Here is a 24,540-nt window from a genome sequence, read left to right on the forward strand (position 1 = left end):
TGCTGCGAAGAGGCCAGTTCAGACACAGCAGTTGTGTTGTCTTGGCTGGCCTCTTCGCAGCACAAGGCTGCTCCTACAACCATCTCTAGCCTGAAATACGGGCAAAAAAAATCGCGGGGCAGGTGCCCTTCCCTCTGGTGCGCAGTTACAGAGGGAAGGCCGCCTGGCCCGCGATGAAGCCCACCTCTTGCGTCAATCTTTCTTGCGATAACCCTCGACGATGGCCGAGAAGTCCTTGCCACCCTCGCCACGCAGGCTCATGGCCTGGTACAGCTGCTGGGCCACAGCACCCAGGATCACCGGTTGGTGAGCCTGGCGTGCCGCTTCAGTGGCCAGCCCCAAATCCTTGAGCATCAGTTCGGCGCCAAAGCCACCGGTATAACCACGCGATGCCGGCGCCGTTTCGATAATGCCCGGCCACGGGTTGTAGGTGTCCGAACTCCAGCAACGCCCGGTCGAACTGTTGATGATGCCGGCCAGCACCTTGGTATCGATGCCCAGCGCGTTGCCCAGGGCCATGGCCTCGGACACACCGACCATCGAGATGCCCAGCAGCAGGTTGTTGCAGATTTTGGCGATCTGCCCGGTGCCGACTTCACCGCAGTGCACGATGTTGCGGCCCATCTGCTCCAGTACCGGCTTGAGCGTGGCGAACAGCTCGGCACTGGCGCCTACCATGAAGGTAAGGGTGCCGGCCGCCGCGCCGCCAGTGCCACCGGACACCGGCGCGTCGCCCATGTCTACGCCTTTGGCCGCTGCCGCCTTGGACACATCACGGGCGGTTTGCGGGTCGATGGTGCTGCAGTCCACGGTAGGCGTACCGGCACGAATACCGGCCAGCACGCCATCTTCGTTCAGGTACACGCTGCGTACATGGGCAGCAGCCGGCAGCATGGTGATCACCAGCTCGCTGTTGGCTGCCGCGTCCTTGGGTGATGGGCTGATCTGCCCACCCAGCTCTGCCAGCTCGGCCAGCACGGCCTTGTTGAGGTCGAACAGGTTCAGTTGATGCCCGGCCTTGATCAGGTTGCGGGCCATGGGCGCACCCATATTGCCCAGACCAATGAATGCAATACGCATGACTTCTCCTTAGCGCAGGCTGATGGTGGTGTTCACACCGTCATTGACGCTGTCGTCATCGAACCAGCGAGCGGTGACGGTCTTGGTCTGAGTGTAGAACTGCACCACTTGCTTGCCGTACGGGCCGAGGTCGCCGAGCTTGGAGCCGCGGGAGCCGGTGAAGCTGAAGAACGGTACCGGTACCGGGATCGGGATGTTGATGCCGACCTGGCCGATATCAATTTCGCTCTGGAACTTGCGCGCTGCCGCGCCGCTCTGGGTGAACAGCCCGGTGCCATTACCGAACGGGTTGGCGTTGACCAGGGCGATGGCCTCGTCGAGGGTATCGACCTCCAGGGTAACCAGTACCGGGCCGAAGATTTCCTGGGTATAGACCTGCATGTCGGTCTTCACGCCCGAGAACAGGGTTGGGCCAACGAAGTTGCCCTGCTCGTAACCGGGCACCGTGACCTCGCGGCCGTCGAGTTCCAGCTTGGCGCCTTCCTTGATGCCGCTTTCGATCAGGCCCAGCACACGCTCCTTGGCGCGTTTGGAAACCACCGGGCCAACGTCGGTGCCCGGTTCGCAGCCGGCATTGACCTTCAGTTTGCTTGCCGCTTCCTTGATGTCGGGCAGCCACTCACGGGCCTTGCCCACCAGCACCGCCACCGAGGTGGCCATGCAGCGTTGGCCCGCCGCGCCGAAGGCGGCACCGACCAGGGCGTTGATGGTTTGCGTGCGGTTGGCATCGGGCAGCACCACTGCGTGGTTCTTGGCACCCATCATCGACTGCACGCGCTTGCCGTGCTGGCTGCCGAGGTTGTACACGTGGGTGCCGACTTCAGTAGAGCCGACGAACGAAATGGCCTTGATATCCGGGTGAGTGCAGATGGCATCCACCACTTGCTTACCGCCATGCACCACGTTGAGCACGCCGGCCGGTACGCCGGCTTCCAGCGCCAGCTCGACCAGCAGCATGGTCGACAGCGGATCTTGCTCGGACGGTTTGAGCACGAAGGTGTTGCCACACACGATGGCCATGGGGAACATCCACAGCGGGATCATGGCCGGGAAGTTGAACGGGGTGATACCGGCGCATACGCCGATTGGCTGGCGCAGGGTGTAGGTATCGACACCGCCGGCGACGTTCTCGGCAAATTCGCCCATTTGCAGGGTGCCAATGGACGCGGCGTGTTCGACCACTTCCAGGCCGCGGAAAATATCGCCTTCAGCGTCGGCCAGGGTTTTGCCCTGCTCGGCGCTGAGCACCTGGGCAATGCGTTTGGTGTGTTCGCGGATCAGCGCCTGCAGCTTGAGCATGATGCGCATGCGCGCGCCGATCGGGGTGTTTCGCCAAGTCTGGAAGGCGCGGTGGGCAGCGGCCACGGCAGCGTCGACTTCCTCGACGGTGGCGAACGGCACCCGCGCCAGCACCTCTTGGGTGGCCGGGTTGACGATGTCGCGCCATTCGGTGGTCTTTGACTCGACCCACTGGCCGTCGATCAGCAGCTTCACCTGCTCTACCTTGGCCTGGTTTGGGGATTGCGGTGCGTTCATCTGCGTTCTCCTTGGAATTATTGTCGGGACGAGATCGCCAGCGCCAAGCAAACGCGAGGTGGCGTCCTGAGGCTTGTTTCGAGTATAGATGTGCAAACATCCAACAAGAACGCACAAAAAAACCGGATCATCATGCAAAAAGACCTCACATCCCTGAGCGCGCTCAACTGGGACGACCTGAAGTTTTTCCTCGAAGTGGCGCGCACCCGCAAGGCCAGCAGCGCTGCCAAACGCCTGAGCGTGGACTACACCACGGTGTCGCGGCGCATCAGCTCGCTGGAGGGGGCGTTGGGCACGCTGTTGTTTGAAAAGTCGCGGACCAACGGCTTTGTCCTTACCGCCGAGGGGCAGCGCTTGCTCGGTTATGCCGAATCGATCGAAAGCACGCTGCACATGGCGTGCGAGCAGGTGTCCGGGTCGGGCGTGGCATTGTCGGGGCATGTACGCATGGGCTGCACCGAAGGCTTCGGCAGCTTTTTCGTTACCCCGCAGCTAAGCCACTTCGTCGATGCCTACCCGGCGATTTCTGTGGATATCCTGCCGCTGCCGCACTTCATCAGCCTGTCCAAGCGTGAGGCGGACATCGTAATTGCCCTGGAGCGACCGGAGCATGGGCCTTATGTGTGCTGCAAGCTGTGCGACTACCGCTTGCGGCTGTATGCGACCCAGGACTACCTGGACAGCCATGCACCGATCCGCCAGGTAGCGGACTTGGCCAAACACCCGTTCATCAGTTACGTGGATGACCTGGCGTTCAGTTCGGAGCTTTTGTACCTGGCCAACCTGATTCCCGGCGCCAGCGCACACTTGCGCAGTACCAGTGTGATTGCGCAGTACACCGCCGCGTTGCAGGGGCGTGGGCTGGCGATACTGCCGTGCTTCCTTGCGGCGCAAGACCCGCGACTGGTGACGGTGCTGCCCGAGGAGATCGAGGTGACGCGGCAGTTCTGGATGTACTGCCGGGAGGATTTGCGCAAATTGAAGCGCATTACCCTGCTGTGGGATTACATCCGTGGGGTGACCGAGGCGAATGCACCGTTGTTGATGGGCGAAACTCGCGAGATGCGCTTTGCCCAGGAGTGATGGTGCTGCGTAGCGCCTTTGTAGGAGCAGCCTTGTGCTGCGAAGGGGCCAGTCATGGCAATACGGCTGCTGTGCCTGGTCTGGCCTCTTCGCAGCACAAGGCTGCTCATACAGAGAAGTGTGATAGCTCAGCGGACAGCGGTCAGTAGGACGCCACCACGATCGACACCCGACGGTTCTCGGTGCGCCCCGCACTGGTACGGTTGTCCGCCACCGGTTGTGTGCTGCCCAGGCCGCGGCTCTGGATGTTCTGCGCCTGCATGCCAACCCCGACCAGCGCCCTGGTCACGCTCTGCGCGCGGCGCTCGGACAGCTGCTGGTTGTACGCCGCTTTGCCCGACGAATCGGCATGGCCATCCACCCGTACGCCCTGGATGCCAACGCCAAGCAACGCCTTGCCAATGCGTTCGACAATCGCCTGGCTCTGGCCGTTGAGGCCGTCCAGATCGCTGCCGAACAGCACCTTGCCAGACAAGTCGTAAGCCCAGCCTTCATCGGTCGGGGTAAACCCTTCGCGCTTGAGTACGGCAATCTGTTCTGGGGTAAGGCCCTTGGGGGGTGCGCTCTGGCAACCGGTCAGCGCCAGCACGGCGAGTAACAAGGTCCAAAGGGAAAAGCGTAAAGCGTGTATCACGTGTTCAACTCCTGTTCTTGATTTCACTGGCGGACCGTTCCGTCTGCGCCACTTGCCAATGGCCACGGCGCTTGCGCTTGGCCTGGTACATCGCCGCATCGGCGGCATTGAGAAGACTGGCGGGGTCAGCGCCGTCATCCGGGTAATAGGCAATACCGACACTCAGTGAGGTGGCGATACTGCGGCCACTGTCCAACTGCACGGGCAGCTGCATGCTGGCAATGATCTTTTCGGCAATGTGCTCGGCGTCCTCGCGCGACTGCAAAGGCGTCAGCAGCACCGCGAACTCATCACCGCCCAAGCGTGCCACCAGGTCGTGTTCGCGCAGCTGGGCCCGCACGCGGTCGGCCACGCTGATCAGCACTTCGTCGCCCACGGCATGGCCGAGCGTGTCGTTGATCTGCTTGAAGTGGTCGCTGTCGAGGAACAGCAGCGCCAGGTGTTCCTGCTGCCGCGCCGCGTTACGCACGCTACGGCTCAGCCGCCCCTCGAAGAAGGCGCGGTTGGGCAGGCCGGTCAGGCTGTCGTGACTGGCCTGGTGCGCCAGGGTCTGGTTTTCGTTCTGCAGGTGGCTGTGCCATACCTCGAGTTCGTCGAGCAAGGCATTGAAGTCGTTGCCCAGTTCGTTGAGTTCTGCAATCCCCGCTTCCGGCACGCGCCGGTCAAAACTGCGCTCGCGGCGGGCGGCGTGGGCGACGCTGGCCAAGCCACGCAGCGGGCGGACGATATCGCTGAGCAGGCGCCGAGACAGGTATTGCGCAGCCAAGGCACTGAGTATTGTGCAGAACAGGATGCCGGCCAAGCCACTCAGCAGGAACAGCAACAGGCTACGGCCCTGGCCAACCAGTTCGATGTGCCCGACCTGCTGCTGCTGGTGCAGGATCGGCAGGTTGATCGGTTCATCCAGCAAGGCGGTGGCAACCTGCACTTCAAGCTTGGCGAGCATGCCCGTATCGCCCCGTTGCCAGTGCGCCAGCAGCTCGCCTTCGTCGTTGAAGACCTTGGCCTCGGCCACCTCCTCTTTGCTGGCGATCAGCACCAGCGATTCATTGGCTGCGGCACTGTCATCGAATACCACCGCCGCTTCCACGGTGTAGCTGATCGAACGGGCGATCAGGTGCAGGTTGTGATTGGCATAGACACGCAAGGCCAGCACGCCCAGCAGGGTAAGTGAAATACCGGCCAGGCCCACGGCGAGCAAGGCAACGCTGAGGTGGCCACGCCCAAGCACCGAACGCAGGGTTGGGCGCACGCCATGCTTGCGGGTCGGCTTCATGGCTGCACCGCCCGGCGCCGCGACAATTGCAGCACACTGGGGTGGATGCGTACGCCGGAACGCGCCACCGAGTCGAGGTTGACGTCAAAGGCCACCTGCTGATCGCTGACCCGCAGGCAGAACAGGCTACCAACCGTGCACGGGTCGTTCGCTTCGCTGATGCTCAGTACCGGGTGGCCGCTGACGCGCTCGAACAGCCGGTCGCGCTGGCCTTGGTCGAGTTTGCCGATGTAGATGGCATCGCAGGCCTGAGCGACCTGGGTGTCTTCTGCCAGCAGGCGCCGCACCTGCAGCGGGCGCCCGGACTCCTGAACATGGCCTTTGATCAGGTCATCGGCGTACTCGGTCGGGCCGACCAGGCACAAACGCAAGGGTGAGGGTTCGACGGGCCAGCGGGCGTAACTGAAGATGCCCAGGACCACCTGGGTGACGGCCTTTGCACGTTGCTGCGCCTGGGCGGCGGTTGTGCCGGGGTCTGCCCGGGCAGGGTCTGCGCAATAGAACAGGCCGGCCAGCAGTAGCGAAAGCGCACAGCTTGTCACTCGCCTTGCGGCCACGTTCATGTGGGAAATCTCTTAAAGTCCTTACCGCTATCGGCGCAACGATAGCACATGGCCGCATCGTTGTAGGAAGGAGCCCCTCATGTATCGGGATTGATGGCCCTTTCGCCGGCAAGCCAGCGCTAGGGCCTCGCGGTCTTACACCTGTTCGAGCATCAACCCGGAAATACGCCGCACCTTGCGCGCCACCGCTTCTTCGAAAATGCCCTGGCGTGGCTCGACCAGGCTGAAGCAGTGCTTGGCCCGGGTGATGCCGGTGTACACCAGTTCCTTGGTCAGCACCGGGTTGAGCGCATCCGGCAGCACCAGGGCGGTGTGGCTGAACTCCGAGCCCTGGGACTTGTGCACGGTCATGGCGAATACCGTTTCCACTTCATTGAGCCGGCTCGGCAGCACGAAACGCACACCACCACTGCCGTCGTTACGCGGGAAGGCCACCCGCAGCAGCGGCTCACCACGCTCGTCCGGCAGGCGCAGGGCAATACCGATGTCGCCGTTCATCAGCCCCAGCCCGTAGTCGTTGCGGGTCACCAGCACCGGACGGCCTTCGTACCAGGGCTGCTGGCTATCGATCAGCCCGGCAGCGTGCAGCACCCGCGCCACCCGTTCGTTGAGGCCTTCGACACCCCAGGCGCCACGACGCACCGCGCACAGCAACTGGAAGTCCTCGAAGCTGTGCAGCACCTTGCCCGCCCATTGCTCCCACGCGGGGTCGTCAAATGCAGTTTCGAGTGCAGGCCGGTAGCGGCCAAGTGTGCGCAGGTAGCTGCGATAGCCTTGCGGGCCTTCGGCACCGCGGTTCAGGCCGTCGAGTAGCAGGCGGTCGAAAGCCCGGTCCTGCTCGTGCTTGAGGGCAAGGCTGTGCACATCGGCCGGCGGCGTGGCCAGCAGGTTGCGCGCCGCATGGGAGTCCTGGCAGTTGACCAGCCGCGCCAGTTGACCAATACCGCTGCCTTCCCCGAAGCGCCGTGAGAAGCGCAGCATCACCAATTGCTGGGCCAGCGGGTTGCGCTGCTCATCACCGGCCTTCAGGCCGCTGGCGGCCAGCGACTCACCGCTGATCTGTTCCAGCCACGCAGAGGTCGCCGACGAATAGTGGCCCCCCTCGGCATCCCGGCACAGGTCGCCCAGCACCGCACCGGCCTCGACCGAAGCCAGCTGGTCCTTGTCGCCCAGCAGCACCAGGCGCGCGCGGGGTGGCAGGGCGTAGAGCAGGTTAGCCATCATTTCCAGGTCGATCATCGACGCTTCATCGACCACCAGCACGTCCAGCGGCAACGGGTTGCCTGCATGGTGGCGAAAGTGCCGCGAGCCGGGGCGGCTGCCGAGCAGACGGTGCACAGTGCTGACTTCAGTGGGGATCTGATCACGTACTTCGGCGCTGACCTGCAAGCGCTCGACTTGCTGGCCAATCGACTCCGTCAGGCGCGCAGCAGCCTTGCCGGTCGGCGCGGCCAAGCGGATGCGCAGCGGCCTGCCCTGCTCCACTGCCGGCCCCTGCAGCAAGGCCAGCAGGCGCACCACGGTAGTGGTTTTGCCTGTGCCGGGGCCACCGGTGATGATGCTGAAACCGGCACGGGTTGCCAGCGCACAGGCAAGCTTCTGCCAGTCCACCTGGCCAGCTGGCGCTCCCCCTTCGAACAGTTGCGACAGGCGACCTGACAGATCGGCCAGCGGCGCCTCGGCCTGGGTCAGGCGCTGGCGCAGGATCTGGTCGATGCGCCGCTCGTAGCGCCAGTAGCGGCGCAGGTACAGGCGCTCACCGCTGAGCACCAGTGGCCGCGCCTGCTGCCCCGGGGTATCGCCGGCAGCCACCAGCGCGCTGGCGGCGATGCGTTGGCGCCAGTCCTTCAAATCGAGGTTGGCCAGCAACTGCGAGGGCAGCAGCAAGGGGCCTGTCAAGGCGTCGCCTTCCGGCGGCAGTGACAATGCAAAATCGGGCTCGGCCAGGGTTTGTTGCAGGTCCAGGCAGACATGCCCGTGGCCCAGTTGGTGGCTGGCCAGCGCCGCCGCCAGCAATAGCAAGGGGTCGCTACCGGGGGCGCGCTCTTCGAGGAACGAGACGAACGCGCGGTCCAGGGCACGCAGCCAGCCCCGCTCTACCCAGCGGTCGAGCAGTTGCAGCAGGTCACCGCTGTCATGCTGTGGCGCCAGCGCCAGCAGGTGTTCGGCGTGCAACGGGGTGGGCAACAGGTCGACCAGGTTTCGGCTCTTGGCGCGGCTCATATCACGGCTCCGGCAAACAGGTCTTGCTGTGCCGGCGGGTGCTCGCCACGGAACAGCGCATCAAGGCGTTCAATCAGCTCGCGCGGTGGCTTGGTGTGATACACACCGTGGCCACTGCTGCTGGCGCCCCGCAGGAAGATGAACAATGCACCGCCAACATGGCGGTCGTAATCGTAGTCCGGCAAGCGAGCGCGCAACTGGCGGTGCAGGGCCAGCAGGTACAAGACGTACTGCAGGTCGTAGCGGTGCTCGAGAATGGCCTTTTCCATGGCCATGGCGTCGTAGGCCTGGATATCCGGGCCCAGCCAGTTGGACTTGTAGTCAGTCACGTAGTAACGCCCGTCCAGCTCGAACGCCAGGTCGATGAAACCTTTGAACATGCCGTTGAGCACGGTCGGCTGCGCCGCCGGGCGCGCCAGGCCGGGGTGGGTGTGGCGCGCCACCAAGCGGTCGAGTTGTTCGGTGTCAACCCGGTGGCTGGCGAACCAGAACTCCATTTCGATCTGGTAATGACGCAACTGCCCGAGCGTCACGCCCTTTTCACAGCCCGGCAATGGCAGCGTCTCGCCCAGCAGGCGTTGCATCCAGTGGCTGAGGGTGGGAATCCAGCCCGCCCAGTCACGGCGATTACAGCGCTGGCCCACGGTACGCTCGATCTGCTGAGGGTTTTCGCTGACCTGGCTGAAGCCCTCCCGGCCGGCCCATTCCAGCAAGCCATGCAGGAAAGTGCCAGGGTTCGGGCCTCGCGGAAAGCGGTGGATATCGCCACTGTCGGCCGGTACCTCTCGCAGTATCTGGGCATCGACCACTTCGTCATCCAGCAACTGCTGTGCCTGCGAGCTGTCGGCAACAAGCGTCTGATCGCCGATGCGCAGGGCGCTATACGAGGCGATCCACCAATGCTCGGCTGCCGCGCGGCGCGGTTTGCGTGCGGGCACACGCTCACATTCGGCGTGCGGCATGCGATACACCCGGTCATCAGCCTGCGGCAGGCCCGAGCAGGTGATGTACGGGCATGTTGACGCCAACGCTTGCAACCAGCCTGCAAGCTGCTCCGAGCCCGCCAGGGCAAGGCCGCCACCCAGCAGGTAGCCAAAAGCCGAGCGGTGCAGCTGCGAAGTCTTCTGGTTACCGCGCTTGAGGTCGGCAACACCTAGCCAGCAAGCATGCTGGGCACGGGTCAGGGCTACGTAGAGCAGACGCAGGTCTTCGGCCAGGCGCTCGTCATCGGCGCGCTCGATCTGTAGCGGGTCCGGGGTGAGGGTGAGGTGGGCGTTACCTTCGCTGTCATGCCAGGCCAGTGGCAGGCGGCTGCCATCCACCGGCTTGCTGGTGCAGATGAACGGCAGGTAGACCAAGGGATACTCCAGGCCCTTGGACTTGTGGATGGTCACCACCTTGACCAGCTGCTCGTCGCTTTCCAGGCGCAGGATCTGCTCTTCACCGGCCTGCCCGGAACTGGCCAGATGATCGGCGAGGTGGCGGATCAGCGCCTGTTCGCCGTCCAGCTCACCCGCCGCCTGCTGCAACAGCTCGGCCAGGTGCAGCAGGTTGGTCAGGACACGCTCGCCATCACTGCGGCGGACCAGCGTGCGCGGCAGCTCGAAGTCATGCAGCAGGTGCCGCAGCATGGGCAACACGCCTTGGCGTTGCCAGGTATCGCGATAATGGCGAAAACGCATGACCCAGCCTTCCCAGACCCGTTCGTCCTGGTTCAAGCGGTCCAGCGCTACCAGCGACAAGCCCAAGGTGAGGCTGGCCAGGGCCGCCTTGAGCAGGCGCTCCGAGTCTGGCTCGGCGCAGGCCTTGAGCCAGGCCAGCACATCGTGGGCCTCCTGAGCCGTGAATACCGAGTCTTTGTCTGACAGGTACACACTGCGCACATCGCGTGCGGCCAATTCGGCGCGCACCATCTGCGCTTCATGCCCGTCACGCACCAGGATGGCAATGTCGGAGGGCAGGCACGGGCGCAATTCGCCCTCGGCATTCTGGAAGCCCGCCGTGCCCTGCTGACCGCCATTGAGCAAGGCGACGATATGGCTGGCGCAACTGGCTGCCAGCTGCTGGCGGTAGACACTGCTGGAGACTGGTTCTTCGCTTTGCAGCTGCCAGCAGTGCAGGGCTGCACTGGCAACCCCGTCAATCAGCAGCTGTTCGCCACGGCCCTTGGCGCGGACCTCGACGAACGGCAACGGGTTGTCATCGGCCTCGCGGAACAGGAACGCCCCCCGCCCCGCCTCACGCGCCTCGGCCTGCAGGAACACCTGGTTGACCGCCGCGACCATGGCCTTGCTGGACCGGTAGTTGGTGTCCAGGCTGTGCAGGCGGCCGCTGGTGGCGCGCCGGGCAGCAAGGTAGGTGTAGATGTCGGCCCCTCGAAAGGCGTAGATCGCCTGCTTGGGGTCGCCGATCATGAACAGGCCGGTTTCTGCGCGGTTTTCGCTGACAGGGTAGATGCGCTCGAAAATGCCGTACTGCACCGGGTCGGTATCCTGAAACTCGTCGATCAGGGCTACCGGGAACTGTTCGCGGATCAGGCTGGCCAGGCGCTCGCCGGCCTCGCTGGCGAGGGCGTGCTGCAAGCGCACGAGCATGTCGTCGAAGCCCATTTCTGCACGCCGGCGCTTCTCCACTTCGAAACGCGCCGATACCCAATTGGCCGCGTGCTCGAGCAGGGCGGCATCCGGACTGTCCAGGGCCTGCAATTGCTGCTGCAAGCTCTGCATGGCGTTCAGGCCCGGGTGCTCGGGCGGTTCCCCCTTCCAGGCCTCGGCCATGCCCGCCGGGGTCAGGCGGGTGAAGCCCGTGCCCAAGTCGAGCTCTACCCGTTGCTCATCCCCGGCCCAGGCGCAGAGCTTGTCGAACCAAGGCTCGAAGTAACGGGCTTGCATCTTGCGGCCATCGACCTGCTTGGCGGCCAGCGCATCGCGGCAGATCTGCCGCAGTTCTTCGGCCCACTGCGCCCACGGTGCTTTCAGCCTGGCCAACTGTTCGCCACGTTGCTGCAGCGAGGCCTGGATCAATGCGGCTGGCTCTGGCCCATCCTGCTGGGCACGCACGCGGCCGAACAGTGGGCGAATGCGCGGCAGCAAAGCATCGGGGCTACCCCAGTTGTCACGCACCCAGGCCAGTGCGTCACCTTGCATGCCATAGCAGAAGCGCCGCCAGTAATCGCGCATCACCTGGCCCAGCAACTCGCTGTGGTCGGTTTCCAGGGTCTGGGTGAACAGGCTGCCGCTGTCGAAGGCATGCTCACGCAGCATGCGCTGGCACCAGCCGTGGATGGTCGATACCGCCGCCTCGTCCATCCACTGCACGGCGATTTCCAGGCGGCCGGCACAACGTGGCCAAGCCTCTTGCGGGTAATCGTCACGCAGTTGGTGCAACAGCGGATCGGCGCCTTCCAGTTCGCCACGGAAGAACCGTGCAGCCTCCGCCAGGCGCGCGCGGATGCGTTCGCGCAGCTCTTTGGTGGCTGCATCAGTGAAGGTGACCACGAGGATTTGCGGTGGCAGCAGCTCGCGTGCGAAGCCCTGCTCGCCCCCATGACCGAGGATCAGGCGCAAGTACAGCGCCGAGATGGTGAAGGTCTTGCCCGTGCCAGCGCTGGCCTCGATCAGCTGGCTGCCGTGCAGGGGGAAACTCAGTGCCAGGGGACGGTCCTGGGTCATGCGCCTTTCTCCGAGTTGCCCAGGGTCTGCCAAGGGGCGGTGAACAATGGGCGGTACAAGGTTTCGCACCAGCCTTCAAAGGTTTCGTCAGCGGTGAGTGCGGCAAAGTCGCGGAACTGGCGGGCCAAGGCAATGCTCTCACTTCGCTCGCCGAAACGGGTGCGTTCATCGCCTTCGTAGGCGCGCGCAGCTGCAGCCAGGGCTTTATCCGCATCGTCCTCGGCCAGCCAGGCGAACGCGGTCTTGGCCGCGACGGGCAACGGCGCATTCATCGCCGCCTGACGGGCCACCAGCAGGTCGCCCAACAGCTGCGCAGCCTGCTGTTGCGCCAGCGGTGCGAGCAACAGGGTCAGGTCGCTGGCTACCAAGGCACTGTAATAGGAATAGCCCGCCGCACAGGCCGCCAGGTGCGTAACCCAAGGGGCGATCAGGCGGTGCCACTTAAGGTTGTTGCGCCCTGCGCTGATCGTATTGGGTACGGTGGTGATACTGAGCAGGCTCTGGTCATCCGCCTGGAAGACCCGCCCCAGCCAGCCTTCGAGGCGGTGCTGGCCGTGCTTGAAATGCACCGGCAAGGCGCCCTCGACCGGCTGCGGCCAGCGTTGCAGCAACTGCTGGTGACGTTGCAGCAGGTCGGGGAGCGGTTCGATCAACTCGCTTTGCAGCAGCTCGCCGAAACCGGCCAGCGGCAGCAAACCACAGGCCTGAAGGCGCCTGGCCTGGGCCCGCAAGGCCTGTTCGGCGTTATCCGGTTCGGCCAGCGCGGCGCCAAGCAGGCTTTCACTGGCGCCATAGCGCTGCAGGGTATCAAGGACAAAAGGTTCTTCGTCCGGAGTGGGCGCTTCCAGCGCCTCGAAGTACACCTTCAAGCGCTGGCTGAAGAAATGCCGCACCGGGTGGCGCAAAAAGTCATTGAGCTGGGTCAGGCTCAGGGCTTCATCGTCAAGGTAAGGCGGCAGGCCGGTATCAATCTGCTCATCCTCCTCGCCCTGCTGGTGCAGCAGCTGCCATTCGTGGGCGAAGCTGAACAACGGGCTGCCCTTCTGGAAGTAGCGTGAGCTGAAAGGCTGCAGGGGATGCTCCTGGGTCAGTGCGTGCAGCAGTTGCTCGCCCGGTTGCGCTGGCGACCCCTCCTGCGCCCCGACCAGATGCCAGCCTGCAGCGATGTGATCACGCAACTGGCCTACCAGGACCGAGGCAGGTCGCTCGCTGTTGTCGCGGATACTGCGCCCGACCCAGCTGACGTACAGCTGGTCACGCGCCGACAGCAGCGCTTCCAGCAACAGGTAACGATCGTCTTCGCGCCGTGAGCGGTCACCGGGGCGGTAGTCGCTGGCCATCAGGTCGAAGTCCAGTGGTTGCTGGGCGCGCGGGTAATCACCATCGTTCATGCCCAGCAGGCAGACCACCCGGAACGGGATGGCGCGCATAGGCATGAGGGTGCAGAAGTTCACCGAGCCGGCGAGGAAGCGTTGCGACAGCTTGCCCTGGTCGAGGCCCGACAGCCAGGCTTCACGCACTACGGTGAGCGGCAACGGGTCTTGCAGGCCGACGGCCTCGCACACCTCAAGCCAGCCATCGCGCAGCTCCTGCAGCTGCATCAGCAGGAGCTCGTCACGCTCGCCCTCAGCGAGGAAAAACACCTGCAGCAAAGCATGCAGGCGCTCGCCCCACTCGCTGACGGTCGCAGGCTCGGACAAGGCCTGGCAGGCCACTTCGAGCGCATCAAGCAGTGCGACCAGCGGGCCGATCAGTGCCGCGTCCAGGCCACCGATTTCATCATAGGGTTCGATGCCGTCACAGGCTTCGCCCACCCCCACGGCATAGCCCAGCAGCATGCGCCGCAGGCCGAAGCGCCAGCTGTTCTGTTCAAGCCCGGCGGGCAAGCCCAGGCTGGCCCGCTGCTCGGCGTTGATGCCCCAACGGATACCTGCGCCCTCGATCCAGCGGTGCAGCGTGGGCAATTCGTTTTCGCGGATACCGAAGCGGGCGCGGACTGCCGGGACGTCCAGCAGGTCAAGTACTTCGCTGACCGCAAAGCGGCTGTCTGGCAACTTGAGCAGGTGTTCGAGGGCGATCAGCAAAGGCTCGCGACCGCGCTGGCCCTGGTCAGTGAGGGTGAATGGAATGTAGCGTGGATCATTGCGGTGCAACTGGCCGAACACTGCGCGGATATGAGGCGCATAGGTGTCGACAGCCGGCAGCATGACGATCACGTCACGCGGGCGCAACGTCGGGTCGGCGCTGAAGCGGGCCAGCAGTTGGTCGTGCAGGATCTCCACTTCACGTTGCGGGCTGTGGGCAATGTGGAATCGAACAGAGCGGTCCTTCGCCGTGTCGACTGGCGGCCACAGCTCGCGGGTTTCGGCGAGCGGGCGCAGTTCAAGAATGTCGTCCTGCAGTTGGTTAAGCAGGGTTGTGGGCGAACCGTCACTGAAAAGGTCGATGCGGCCATCGCTGAACACACCTTGGTAGCTGCCAGGGTCGTCATAGCTGTCGAGCAGGTTGATATAGTCGCGACCTTGTTTGCCCCAGGCTGCCAGCAACGGGTGGGCATGTTGATGCAGCGACTGGTCGTCCAGTTGCAGGGGCATGCCCTGCTTGCGCTGCTGGCGCTTGTACTGATGGCGCAGCAGATCCTTGTCGGCAACGATATCGGCCCAGTGGTGGCGGCAGGGGTTGTGCACGCACAGCAGCACCTGGCTGAAACGCGCCAGGCCCGCCAATGCCTCCAGGGCCTGGGCAGGCAGCGAAGAGATACCGAACACGATCACCCGCGGCGGGAGCCCTGCGGGTGCCTGCTGCAAGCTGTTGATACGCTCGACGAAGCGTTGATGCACGCCGGCGCGGCTCTGTGCCATCCCCTCTTGGCCAACATCCTCCAGCAGCGCACGCCACAGTTCGGCTTGCCAGCGGTTGCCCGGGGGCAGCGCTTTGCGCTCGCCGCGGGCGGTGTTGAGGATGTGCTCGCCCGCAGCCCAGTCCTTGAGCCAATCGGCACGGTAGACCTGGTACTGGTCGAACAGGTCAGCCAGGCGCTCGGCGAGCTGGTAACGCTTGCGTAGGTCACTGTCGTCGGTGAGGAAGCGCCGCAGCGGCTCGAAATGCGGGCGCTCGATCAGGGCCGGCAGCAGGCGCATCAGTCGCCAGGTCAGCGGGGCCTTGTCGAGCAGGGAAACCTCGGGAATTTCGTCACGGCCCAGCACGCTTCGGTACAACTGCCACATGAAGCTGCCGGGCAGTTGCACATCGATTGCGGCGGCGATGCCGCAGCCGCCCAGGTCATCTGCCTGCGGGTCTTCAGCCAGCGCGAGTTTGAGCCATTGGGCGATGCCATTGCTTTGCACCAGGGCAATTTCGTTTTCCAGCGGCGCCAAGGGGTAGCGACGCATCCAGCTCACCACCAGGCTGCGCAGGTCGTCGAGGCGGTTGCCGTGGACGATCATGAAGCCGGGGTGGAGGTGGGTGATGTTGGGCATCGGCGGATCTCTGGCAGGCGCTGGTGGCTGAGGGGGAACGATATCACGCGAACATGAAAGGGCCGAATGCCATCATTTTGAGCCCCCTTGGCTGGCGTTGCCCCTTTCACTGTAGGAGCGGGCGTGCCCGCGAAACAGGCTGCGAGGTGGATGGCACGGGCTTCGCCCGTGTTCGCGGGACAAGCCCGCTCCCACAGGGATTCGAGCTGCGCAGAATTTTTTTGCCCACAAAGACAAAACCCCTACCTGCATGCGCAGATAGGGGTTTTGCGAAATGAATCTTGACGATGACCTACTCTCACATGGGGAAACCCCACACTACCATCGGCGATGCATCGTTTCACTGCTGAGTTCGGGATGGGATCAGGTGGTTCCAATGCTCTATGGTCGTCAAGAAATTCTGTAGCCAGAATGTCCAGATGGACAGCCCAGCGAATCCGGATATGTGATATTTGTGGTTCGTTGCGAACTTTCGGTTCGTATCATCTTCACCACCGCAATCTGCGTCAGCAAATTGCTTGGGTGTTATATGGTCAAGCCTCACGGGCAATTAGTATTGGTTAGCTCAACGCCTCACAGCGCTTACACACCCAACCTATCAACGTCGTAGTCTTCGACGGCCCTTTAGGGGATTCAAGATCCCAGTGAGATCTCATCTTGAGGCAAGTTTCCCGCTTAGATGCTTTCAGCGGTTATCTCTTCCGAACATAGCTACCCGGCAATGCCACTGGCGTGACAACCGGAACACCAGAGGTTCGTCCACTCCGGTCCTCTCGTACTAGGAGCAGCCCCTCTCAAATCTCAAACGTCCACGGCAGATAGGGACCGAACTGTCTCACGACGTTCTAAACCCAGCTCGCGTACCACTTTAAATGGCGAACAGCCATACCCTTGGGACCGGCTTCAGCCCCAGGATGTGATGAGCCGACATCGAGGTGCCAAACACCGCCGTCGATATGAACTCTTGGGCGGTATCAGCCTGTTATCCCCGGAGTACCTTTTATCCGTTGAGCGATGGCCCTTCCATACAGAACCACCGGATCACTAAGACCTACTTTCGTACCTGCTCGACGTGTTTGTCTCGCAGTCAAGCGCGCTTTTGCCTTTATACTCTACGACCGATTTCCGACCGGTCTGAGCGCACCTTCGTACTCCTCCGTTACTCTTTGGGAGGAGACCGCCCCAGTCAAACTACCCACCATACACTGTCCTCGATCCGGATAACGGACCTGAGTTAGAACCTCAAAGTTGCCAGGGTGGTATTTCAAGGATGGCTCCATGAGAACTGGCGTCCCCACTTCAAAGCCTCCCACCTATCCTACACAAGCAAATTCAAAGTCCAGTGCAAAGCTATAGTAAAGGTTCACGGGGTCTTTCCGTCTAGCCGCGGATACACTGCATCTTCACAGCGATTTCAATTTCACTGAGTCTCGGGTGGAGACAGCGCCGCCATCGTTACGCCATTCGTGCAGGTCGGAACTTACCCGACAAGGAATTTCGCTACCTTAGGACCGTTATAGTTACGGCCGCCGTTTACCGGGGCTTCGATCAAGAGCTTCGCTTGCGCTAACCCCATCAATTAACCTTCCGGCACCGGGCAGGCGTCACACCCTATACGTCCACTTTCGTGTTTGCAGAGTGCTGTGTTTTTAATAAACAGTCGCAGCGGCCTGGTATCTTCGACCGGCATGGGCTTACGGAGCAAGTCCTTGACCCTCGCCGGCGCACCTTCTCCCGAAGTTACGGTGCCATTTTGCCTAGTTCCTTCACCCGAGTTCTCTCAAGCGCCTTGGTATTCTCTACCTAACCACCTGTGTCGGTTTGGGGTACGGTTCCCAGTTATCTGAAGCTTAGGAGCTTTTCTTGGAAGCATGGTATCAACCACTTCGTCGCCTAATGGCAACTCGTCATCAGCTCTCGGCCTTAAAATCCCGGATTTGCCTAAGATTTCAGCCTACCACCTTAAACCTGGACAACCAACGCCAGGCTGGCCTAACCTTCTCCGTCCCTCCATCGCAATAACTGGAAGTACAGGAATATTAACCTGTTTTCCATCGACTACGCTTTTCAGCCTCGCCTTAGGGACCGACTAACCCTGCGTCGATTAACGTTGCGCAGGAAACCTTGGTCTTTCGGCGTGCGAGTTTTTCACTCGCATTGTCGTTACTCATGTCAGCATTCGCACTTCTGATACCTCCAGCAAGCTTCTCAACTCACCTTCACAGGCTTACAGAACGCTCCTCTACCGCATCATCATAAGATGATACCCGTAGCTTCGGTGCATGGTTTGAGCCCCGTTACATCTTCCGCGCAGGCCGACTCGACTAGTGAGCTATTACGCTTTCTTTAAAGGGTGGCTGCTTCTAAGCCAACCTCCTAGCTGTCTAAGCCTTCCCACATCGTTTCCCACTTAACCATGACTTTGGGACCTTAGCTGACGGTCTGGGTTGTTTCCCTTTTCACGACGGACGTTAGCACCCGCCGTGTGTCTCCCATGCTCGGCACTTGTAGGTATTCGGAGTTTGCATCGGTTTGGTAAGTCGGGATGACCCCCTAGCCGAAACAGTGCTCTACCCCCTACAGTGATACATGAGGCGCTACCTAAATAGCTTTCGAGGAGAACCAGCTATCTCCGAGCTTGATTAGCCTTTCACTCCGATCCACAGGTCATCCGCTAACTTTTCAACGGTAGTCGGTTCGGTCCTCCAGTCAGTGTTACCTAACCTTCAACCTGCCCATGGATAGATCGCCCGGTTTCGGGTCTATACCCAGCGACTAAACGCCCTATTAAGACTCGCTTTCGCTACGCCTCCCCTATTCGGTTAAGCTCGCCACTGAATATAAGTCGCTGACCCATTATACAAAAGGTACGCAGTCACCTAACAAAGTAGGCTCCCACTGCTTGTACGCATACGGTTTCAGGATCTATTTCACTCCCCTCTCCGGGGTTCTTTTCGCCTTTCCCTCACGGTACTAGTTCACTATCGGTCAGTCAGTAGTATTTAGCCTTGGAGGATGGTCCCCCCATATTCAGACAAAGTTTCTCGTGCTCCGTCCTACTCGATTTCATTGATAAGAGATTTTCGTGTACGGGGCTATCACCCACTATGGCCGCACTTTCCAGAGCGTTCCACTAATCTCAAACCAACTTAAGGGCTGGTCCCCGTTCGCTCGCCACTACTAAGGGAATCTCGGTTGATTTCTTTTCCTCAGGGTACTTAGATGTTTCAGTTCCCCTGGTTTGCCTCTTGCACCTATGTATTCAGTACAAGATAACCAGCTTGTGCTGGCTGGGTTCCCCCATTCAGAGATCTCTGGATCACAGTCTGTTTGCCGACTCCCCAAAGCTTTTCGCAGGCTACCACGTCTTTCATCGCCTCTGACTGCCAAGGCATCCACCGTATGCGCTTCTTCACTTGACCATATAACCCCAAGCAATCTGGTTATACTGTGAAGACGACATTCGCCGAAAATTCGCACGTCGCTCTTTCGAGCAGAACTCACAAATTTTACCTTAGCCTGATTCACCAGCAGTGAAACTGGTGTTCAGTCTATTTCTATCACATATCCGAATTTTTAAAGAACGATCTGACAAAAGTCAGAAATCAACATTCATCTACGAATGTTCATTTCTAAGTTCTGATCAAGTAAAGCGAGTGGTGGAGCCAAGCGGGATCGAACCGCTGACCTCCTGCGTGCAAGGCAGGCGCTCTCCCAGCTGAGCTATGGCCCCGCATATTGGTAGGTCTGGGCAGATTTGAACTGCAGAAGAGCCGTCCTCACCACTCTTTATTAAGAGGCGTGGGGTGCTCATCATTCCAACCAAAATTGGTAGGTCTGGGCAGATTTGAACTGCCGACCTCACCCTTATCAGGGGTGCGCTCTAACCAACTGAGCTACAGACCTAAGGGTAAAACTTTGGGTCTTGATCGTCTTTATACAATGAATCAAGCAATTCGTGTGGGAGCTCATCAGCAGGCTGATGTCGTCGATTAAGGAGGTGATCCAGCCGCAGGTTCCCCTACGGCTACCTTGTTACGACTTCACCCCAGTCATGAATCACACCGTGGTAACCGTCCTCCCGAAGGTTAGACTAGCTACTTCTGGTGCAACCCACTCCCATGGTGTGACGGGCGGTGTGTACAAGGCCCGGGAACGTATTCACCGCGACATTCTGATTCGCGATTACTAGCGATTCCGACTTCACGCAGTCGAGTTGCAGACTGCGATCCGGACTACGATCGGTTTTGTGAGATTAGCTCCACCTCGCGGCTTGGCAACCCTCTGTACCGACCATTGTAGCACGTGTGTAGCCCAGGCCGTAAGGGCCATGATGACTTGACGTCATCCCCACCTTCCTCCGGTTTGTCACCGGCAGTCTCCTTAGAGTGCCCACCATAATGTGCTGGTAACTAAGGACAAGGGTTGCGCTCGTTACGGGACTTAACCCAACATCTCACGACACGAGCTGACGACAGCCATGCAGCACCTGTGTCAGAGCTCCCGAAGGCACCAATCCATCTCTGGAAAGTTCTCTGCATGTCAAGGCCTGGTAAGGTTCTTCGCGTTGCTTCGAATTAAACCACATGCTCCACCGCTTGTGCGGGCCCCCGTCAATTCATTTGAGTTTTAACCTTGCGGCCGTACTCCCCAGGCGGTCAACTTAATGCGTTAGCTGCGCCACTAAAATCTCAAGGATTCCAACGGCTAGTTGACATCGTTTACGGCGTGGACTACCAGGGTATCTAATCCTGTTTGCTCCCCACGCTTTCGCACCTCAGTGTCAGTATCAGTCCAGGTGGTCGCCTTCGCCACTGGTGTTCCTTCCTATATCTACGCATTTCACCGCTACACAGGAAATTCCACCACCCTCTACCGTACTCTAGCTTGCCAGTTTTGGATGCAGTTCCCAGGTTGAGCCCGGGGCTTTCACATCCAACTTAACAAACCACCTACGCGCGCTTTACGCCCAGTAATTCCGATTAACGCTTGCACCCTCTGTATTACCGCGGCTGCTGGCACAGAGTTAGCCGGTGCTTATTCTGTCGGTAACGTCAAAACACTAACGTATTAGGTTAATGCCCTTCCTCCCAACTTAAAGTGCTTTACAATCCGAAGACCTTCTTCACACACGCGGCATGGCTGGATCAGGCTTTCGCCCATTGTCCAATATTCCCCACTGCTGCCTCCCGTAGGAGTCTGGACCGTGTCTCAGTTCCAGTGTGACTGATCATCCTCTCAGACCAGTTACGGATCGTCGCCTTGGTGAGCCATTACCTCACCAACTAGCTAATCCGACCTAGGCTCATCTGATAGCGCAAGGCCCGAAGGTCCCCTGCTTTCTCCCGTAGGACGTATGCGGTATTAGCGTTCCTTTCGAAACGTTGTCCCCCACTACCAGGCAGATTCCTAGGCATTACTCACCCGTCCGCCGCTGAATCGAAGAGCAAGCTCTTCTCATCCGCTCGACTTGCATGTGTTAGGCCTGCCGCCAGCGTTCAATCTGAGCCATGATCAAACTCTTCAGTTCAATACTGCTTGGGTTTTTAAGAAACCCTAAACTTGGCTCAGCAATCTCAAATGACTATGTGATTTCTCGCATGGTCACTTGTGATGCTGATAATCTTTTTGACTATCAGTCCATACTCACAAGCACCCACACGAATTGCTTGATTCGATTTGTTAAAGAGCGTTTGGTTAAGAGCTTTTCGTCTCAACCGAGGCGCGCATTCTACGCTTTCCTCAGAGCCTGTCAAGCGTTTATTTTGAAGTTTTTTGCGAGAAACTCGTTTAGCTTCAAACACTTGGCTCGCTGCGATCTCTCGTAGCGGGAGGCGAATCATACAGCGTTTAGAAGCGCTGTCAACCACCATTTCAACCGCTTGCGATCATTCGATCGTAGCCCTTTCAACGCCACCTTAACTACCTAACTCATTGAATCTCAAGGAGTTTGTCGTTCCGATGTCGCTGGAAGTGGGGCGCATTATAAGGGGATTCAGAAGGGCGTCAACCCTTAATTTCAAGAAATCGAAATATGAGGGGAAAGACCCTATGAAGGCCACCAGGTGTCCGCCACAACACAGTCAGCGCCTGTGAGATCGAGCGCCGCCCGCGCGGCGCATCGCGACGCAAGGCCGCTCCCACATTTGTTTCGGGCCAGTTACTCCTGCCTCTTCCGCACTCGCACCCTGGGTGTATGGCTGGAGATTGCAGTGAAGGGGCGGCGCAACCTTCAATATTGAAGGGAACAAACAAGGGGGCGCGCGCCAATGGCACAGGCTGGACTGGCCCGAAACAAATGTGGGAGCGGCCTTGCGTCGCGATGCGCCGCGCGGGCGGCGCTCGATCTCACAGGCGCCACAAGATCAAAGGCAAGCACCTTTCACAGCCACTACTATCTCGAGACCGACCCTTGGCAGCCCCACCTCACTCTCAAACCGCCCTGCCCTGCTTCCGACCAACCCTCGAAAGCCCCCGCCCAACAGCAGGAATCCGCAGCACCATCAGCACAGCACCAATAAACGCATAGACAGCCCACTCCCGCAGGTCCGAACGCACAATCCACAAAAAGTGCAGCAACCCCAGCCCAAGAACCAGATACACCAACCTGTGCAGCTTCTTCCACCGCGCCCCCAGCCGCCGCTGGCTATACCGATTCGAGGTAGCCGCCAAGGCCAGCAAGCACAGGAACCCAAGCGCACCCACAATAATGTAGGGCCGCTTACTCAGCTCCACCGCCAACTGCCCCCAATCCAGCCCAAGAATAAAGAACAGGTAACAAAGGATGTGCAGCACTATATAAGCAAACACCCACAACCCCAGCTGCCGACGCACCACGATCCACCCCGACCAGCCCGTCACCTTCTGCAGTGGCGTCATGCTCAAGGTCACCAACAGGAAGGTGAGTGCCCCAAGCCCAAGGCGATCCATCATGATCTTCCCGGGGTCAGGCCCCAGCAGGTTCATCGCTGCCTCATATAACCACCACGCCGGGAACAGACATCCCACGACGAAAATAGCCAGGCGAAACCAGGGGTAACGCATCAATAGTTCTTCCGCAGATCGAGCCCGGTATACAGCGACGCCACTTCATCGGCGTAGCCATTAAACATCTGAGTCTCTCGCACATTGGGGCTGAACAACCCGCTGGGCAATCGGCGCTCACGTGCCTGGCTCCAGCGCGGGTGATCGACCGCAGGGTTCACATTGGCATAGAAGCCATACTCATCCGGCGCCAGCCCTTCCCAGGTAGTGCCGGGCTGTTCAGCCACCAAACTGATGCGCACGATCGACTTGATGCTCTTGAAGCCATACTTCCACGGCACCACCAGGCGCAACGGCGCGCCATTCTGGTTCGGCAGTTCGCGGCCATACATGCCTACCGCCAGGATCGCCAAAGGGTGCATTGCCTCGTCCAGGCGAAGCCCCTCTCTATAAGGCCAGTCGATCAGGGCGAACCCCGAACGCTGCCCGGGCATGTGCTGCGGATCCTTCAATGTTTCGAAGCGCACATACCGCGCCTTGGACGTGGGCTCCACCTGCTTGAGCACCTGCGCCAAAGGGAATCCCAACCAAGGGATAACCATCGACCAAGCCTCTACGCAACGCAGCCGATAAATCCGCTCTTCAAGCTGATAAGGCTTGACGAAGTCTTCCAGCGCATAGCGCCCAGGCTTGCCCACCTCACCATCCACCACAACCGACCACGGCTCGGTCTTCAGGCTATCGCCATTGGCTGCCGGGTCACCCTTGTCGGGCCCGAACTCGTAAAAATTGTTGTAATGGGTGGCATCCTTGAACGGCGTGATCGCCTCGTCCTTCACCGTCATCGCCTGCCAGCGCGTGGCAGCGAGCTTGTCGGCGAACCAGGCTGGCGCGGTGCCGGCCTGCACATCGGCATAACGCGAGACTTCTGCAGCCCCAGCCCCGCCTGGCAGGGCGCCCAGCGCCAGACCGGCCAACGAGCCACCCAGCAATGTGCGACGGGAAAGGTAGATGCCTTCTGGCGTGATCTGCGAGGCCTTGCACTCGGAAGACCTGGGAAGCTTGATGAGCATGGGCGGCTCCATAGCACTGGGTAACGGATGTACCAGTATGACTATGGAGCCGGAAGGTTATTCCAGCGTTAAGCGATTTTCACGCTTTGCGCCGGCGCGCCTTCAGCAGGAACTGGATCGGGCCAGATGCCGCATACGCGAGGAAGATCAGCAGCAGGATGCGCGGCGGGTCGCTGAACACGACGGCAAATACCAGCACCACGGCAAGGATGGCCACGAACGGCACGCGCCCCTTGAGGTCCAGCTCCTTGAAGCTGTTGTACTTGATATTGCTGACCATCAGCATGCCGGCAGCCGCTACCAGCAGCGCCACCAGGAACGACAGCTTGGAGCCCTGAATGCCGTAATCGCTGAACGCCCACACGGTACCCGCCACCACCCCTGCGGCAGCCGGGCTGGCCAGGCCGATGAAGTAACGCTTGTCGGCAGTGCCGACCTGGGTATTGAAGCGTGCCAGACGCAACGCTGCACCGGCCACATAAATGAAGGCGACCATCCAGCCGACCTTGCCCATGTCACCCAGCGCCCAGCCAAATGCCAGCAAAGCAGGGGCCACGCCGAAGGCAACCATGTCCGACAGCGAGTCGTACTCGGCACCGAAGGCACTCTGGGTATTGGTCATGCGTGCAACGCGGCCGTCCAGGCCATCGAGCACCATGGCCACGAAGATGGCGATGGCGGCAAAGGCGAAGTACTTGCTCGCCTCGCGCGGGTCACCGGCACTCAGGGCGCTCTGTGCGCTCATCGAGCTGATGATGGAATAGAAGCCGGCAAATAGGTTGGCGGTGGTAAACAGGTTGGGCAGCAGGTAGATGCCGCGGTGGCGCACCTTGCGGCCTTCGGCGTCATGCCCTTCTTCAACGTGCTCATCGACAGGTAGCAGGCTTTCGGCGTCGGAGGGCTTGTTCGGCTCTTCGGGACGTTCGCTCATAAAGGGT

12 protein-coding genes, 2 tRNA genes and 3 rRNA genes are annotated in these 24,540 nt (G+C 60.8%); 1 reads left to right on the forward strand and 16 read right to left on the reverse strand.

Annotated elements, in window-relative coordinates:
• Positions 1 to 192: 192 nt before the first annotated feature.
• Positions 193 to 1,080 carry a 3-hydroxyisobutyrate dehydrogenase gene (gene mmsB, locus OZ911_RS24520; RefSeq protein ID WP_016489125.1) on the reverse strand — a complete coding sequence of 296 codons (888 nt, stop codon included), beginning with the start codon at positions 1,078 to 1,080 and terminating at the stop codon, positions 193 to 195.
• A gap of 9 nt (positions 1,081 to 1,089) precedes the next feature.
• Complete coding sequence (locus OZ911_RS24525) at positions 1,090 to 2,616, reverse strand: CoA-acylating methylmalonate-semialdehyde dehydrogenase (protein WP_016489126.1); 1,527 nt, start codon at positions 2,614 to 2,616, stop codon at positions 1,090 to 1,092.
• Between the two features lie 132 nt (positions 2,617 to 2,748).
• Between OZ911_RS24525 and OZ911_RS24530 the strand changes: the two genes are divergently transcribed.
• The gene (locus OZ911_RS24530) at positions 2,749 to 3,699 is read left to right on the forward strand and encodes a LysR family transcriptional regulator (protein ID WP_023046902.1); all 951 of its coding nucleotides are present in this window, start codon (positions 2,749 to 2,751) and stop codon (positions 3,697 to 3,699) included.
• Between the two features lie 142 nt (positions 3,700 to 3,841).
• Here the strand turns inward: OZ911_RS24530 and yfiB are convergent, their stop codons facing one another.
• The 14 genes from yfiB to pssA all read right to left on the reverse strand — a co-directional run bounded on the left by yfiB (position 3,842) and on the right by pssA (position 24,533).
• A complete protein-coding gene (gene yfiB, locus OZ911_RS24535) occupies positions 3,842 to 4,333 on the reverse strand; it encodes an outer membrane lipoprotein YfiB (protein ID WP_016489128.1) in 492 nt (163 codons plus the stop codon).
• A gap of 4 nt (positions 4,334 to 4,337) precedes the next feature.
• Positions 4,338 to 5,609, reverse strand: a complete 1,272-nt coding sequence (dgcN, locus tag OZ911_RS24540; protein WP_023046901.1) for a diguanylate cyclase DgcN/YfiN — start codon at positions 5,607 to 5,609, stop codon at positions 4,338 to 4,340.
• On the reverse strand, positions 5,606 to 6,172 hold the full coding sequence (yfiR, locus tag OZ911_RS24545) for a regulatory sequestration protein YfiR (protein ID WP_016489130.1): 567 nt from the start codon (positions 6,170 to 6,172) through the stop codon (positions 5,606 to 5,608). The genes dgcN and yfiR overlap by 4 nt, the downstream gene beginning before the upstream one ends.
• A gap of 135 nt (positions 6,173 to 6,307) precedes the next feature.
• Positions 6,308 to 8,395 (reverse strand): exodeoxyribonuclease V subunit alpha, encoded by a 2,088-nt coding sequence (gene recD / locus OZ911_RS24550; RefSeq protein ID WP_023046900.1) that lies wholly within the window; start codon positions 8,393 to 8,395, stop codon positions 6,308 to 6,310.
• The gene (gene recB / locus OZ911_RS24555) at positions 8,392 to 12,066 is read right to left on the reverse strand and encodes an exodeoxyribonuclease V subunit beta (RefSeq protein WP_210668239.1); all 3,675 of its coding nucleotides are present in this window, start codon (positions 12,064 to 12,066) and stop codon (positions 8,392 to 8,394) included. The genes recD and recB overlap by 4 nt, the downstream gene beginning before the upstream one ends.
• Positions 12,063 to 15,545 carry an exodeoxyribonuclease V subunit gamma gene (recC, locus tag OZ911_RS24560; protein ID WP_102690053.1) on the reverse strand — a complete coding sequence of 1,161 codons (3,483 nt, stop codon included), beginning with the start codon at positions 15,543 to 15,545 and terminating at the stop codon, positions 12,063 to 12,065. Before recC ends, recB begins: the two co-directional genes overlap by 4 nt.
• Positions 15,546 to 15,824: 279 nt before the next feature.
• Positions 15,825 to 15,940 (reverse strand): 5S ribosomal RNA (rrf, locus tag OZ911_RS24565).
• A gap of 134 nt (positions 15,941 to 16,074) precedes the next feature.
• Positions 16,075 to 18,967, reverse strand: a 23S ribosomal RNA gene (locus OZ911_RS24570).
• Between the two features lie 235 nt (positions 18,968 to 19,202).
• Positions 19,203 to 19,278 (reverse strand) — tRNA-Ala (locus OZ911_RS24575).
• 96 nt (positions 19,279 to 19,374) lie between these two features.
• Positions 19,375 to 19,451, reverse strand: a tRNA-Ile gene (locus OZ911_RS24580).
• Between the two features lie 87 nt (positions 19,452 to 19,538).
• Positions 19,539 to 21,075, reverse strand: a 16S ribosomal RNA gene (locus tag OZ911_RS24585).
• Together the 16S, 23S and 5S rRNA genes with 2 tRNA genes alongside form the textbook arrangement of a ribosomal RNA operon.
• 902 nt (positions 21,076 to 21,977) lie before the next feature.
• A complete protein-coding gene (gene msrQ / locus OZ911_RS24590; RefSeq protein WP_023046899.1) occupies positions 21,978 to 22,589 on the reverse strand; it encodes a protein-methionine-sulfoxide reductase heme-binding subunit MsrQ in 612 nt (203 codons plus the stop codon).
• Positions 22,589 to 23,602 carry a protein-methionine-sulfoxide reductase catalytic subunit MsrP gene (gene msrP, locus OZ911_RS24595; RefSeq protein WP_070086836.1) on the reverse strand — a complete coding sequence of 338 codons (1,014 nt, stop codon included), beginning with the start codon at positions 23,600 to 23,602 and terminating at the stop codon, positions 22,589 to 22,591. The genes msrQ and msrP overlap by 1 nt, the downstream gene beginning before the upstream one ends.
• A gap of 79 nt (positions 23,603 to 23,681) precedes the next feature.
• A complete protein-coding gene (gene pssA, locus OZ911_RS24600; protein ID WP_003250045.1) occupies positions 23,682 to 24,533 on the reverse strand; it encodes a CDP-diacylglycerol--serine O-phosphatidyltransferase in 852 nt (283 codons plus the stop codon).
• Positions 24,534 to 24,540 lie beyond the last annotated feature (7 nt).

Source organism: Pseudomonas fortuita (assembly GCF_026898135.2).
GTDB classification, from domain to species: Bacteria; Pseudomonadota; Gammaproteobacteria; order Pseudomonadales; family Pseudomonadaceae; genus Aquipseudomonas; species Aquipseudomonas fortuita.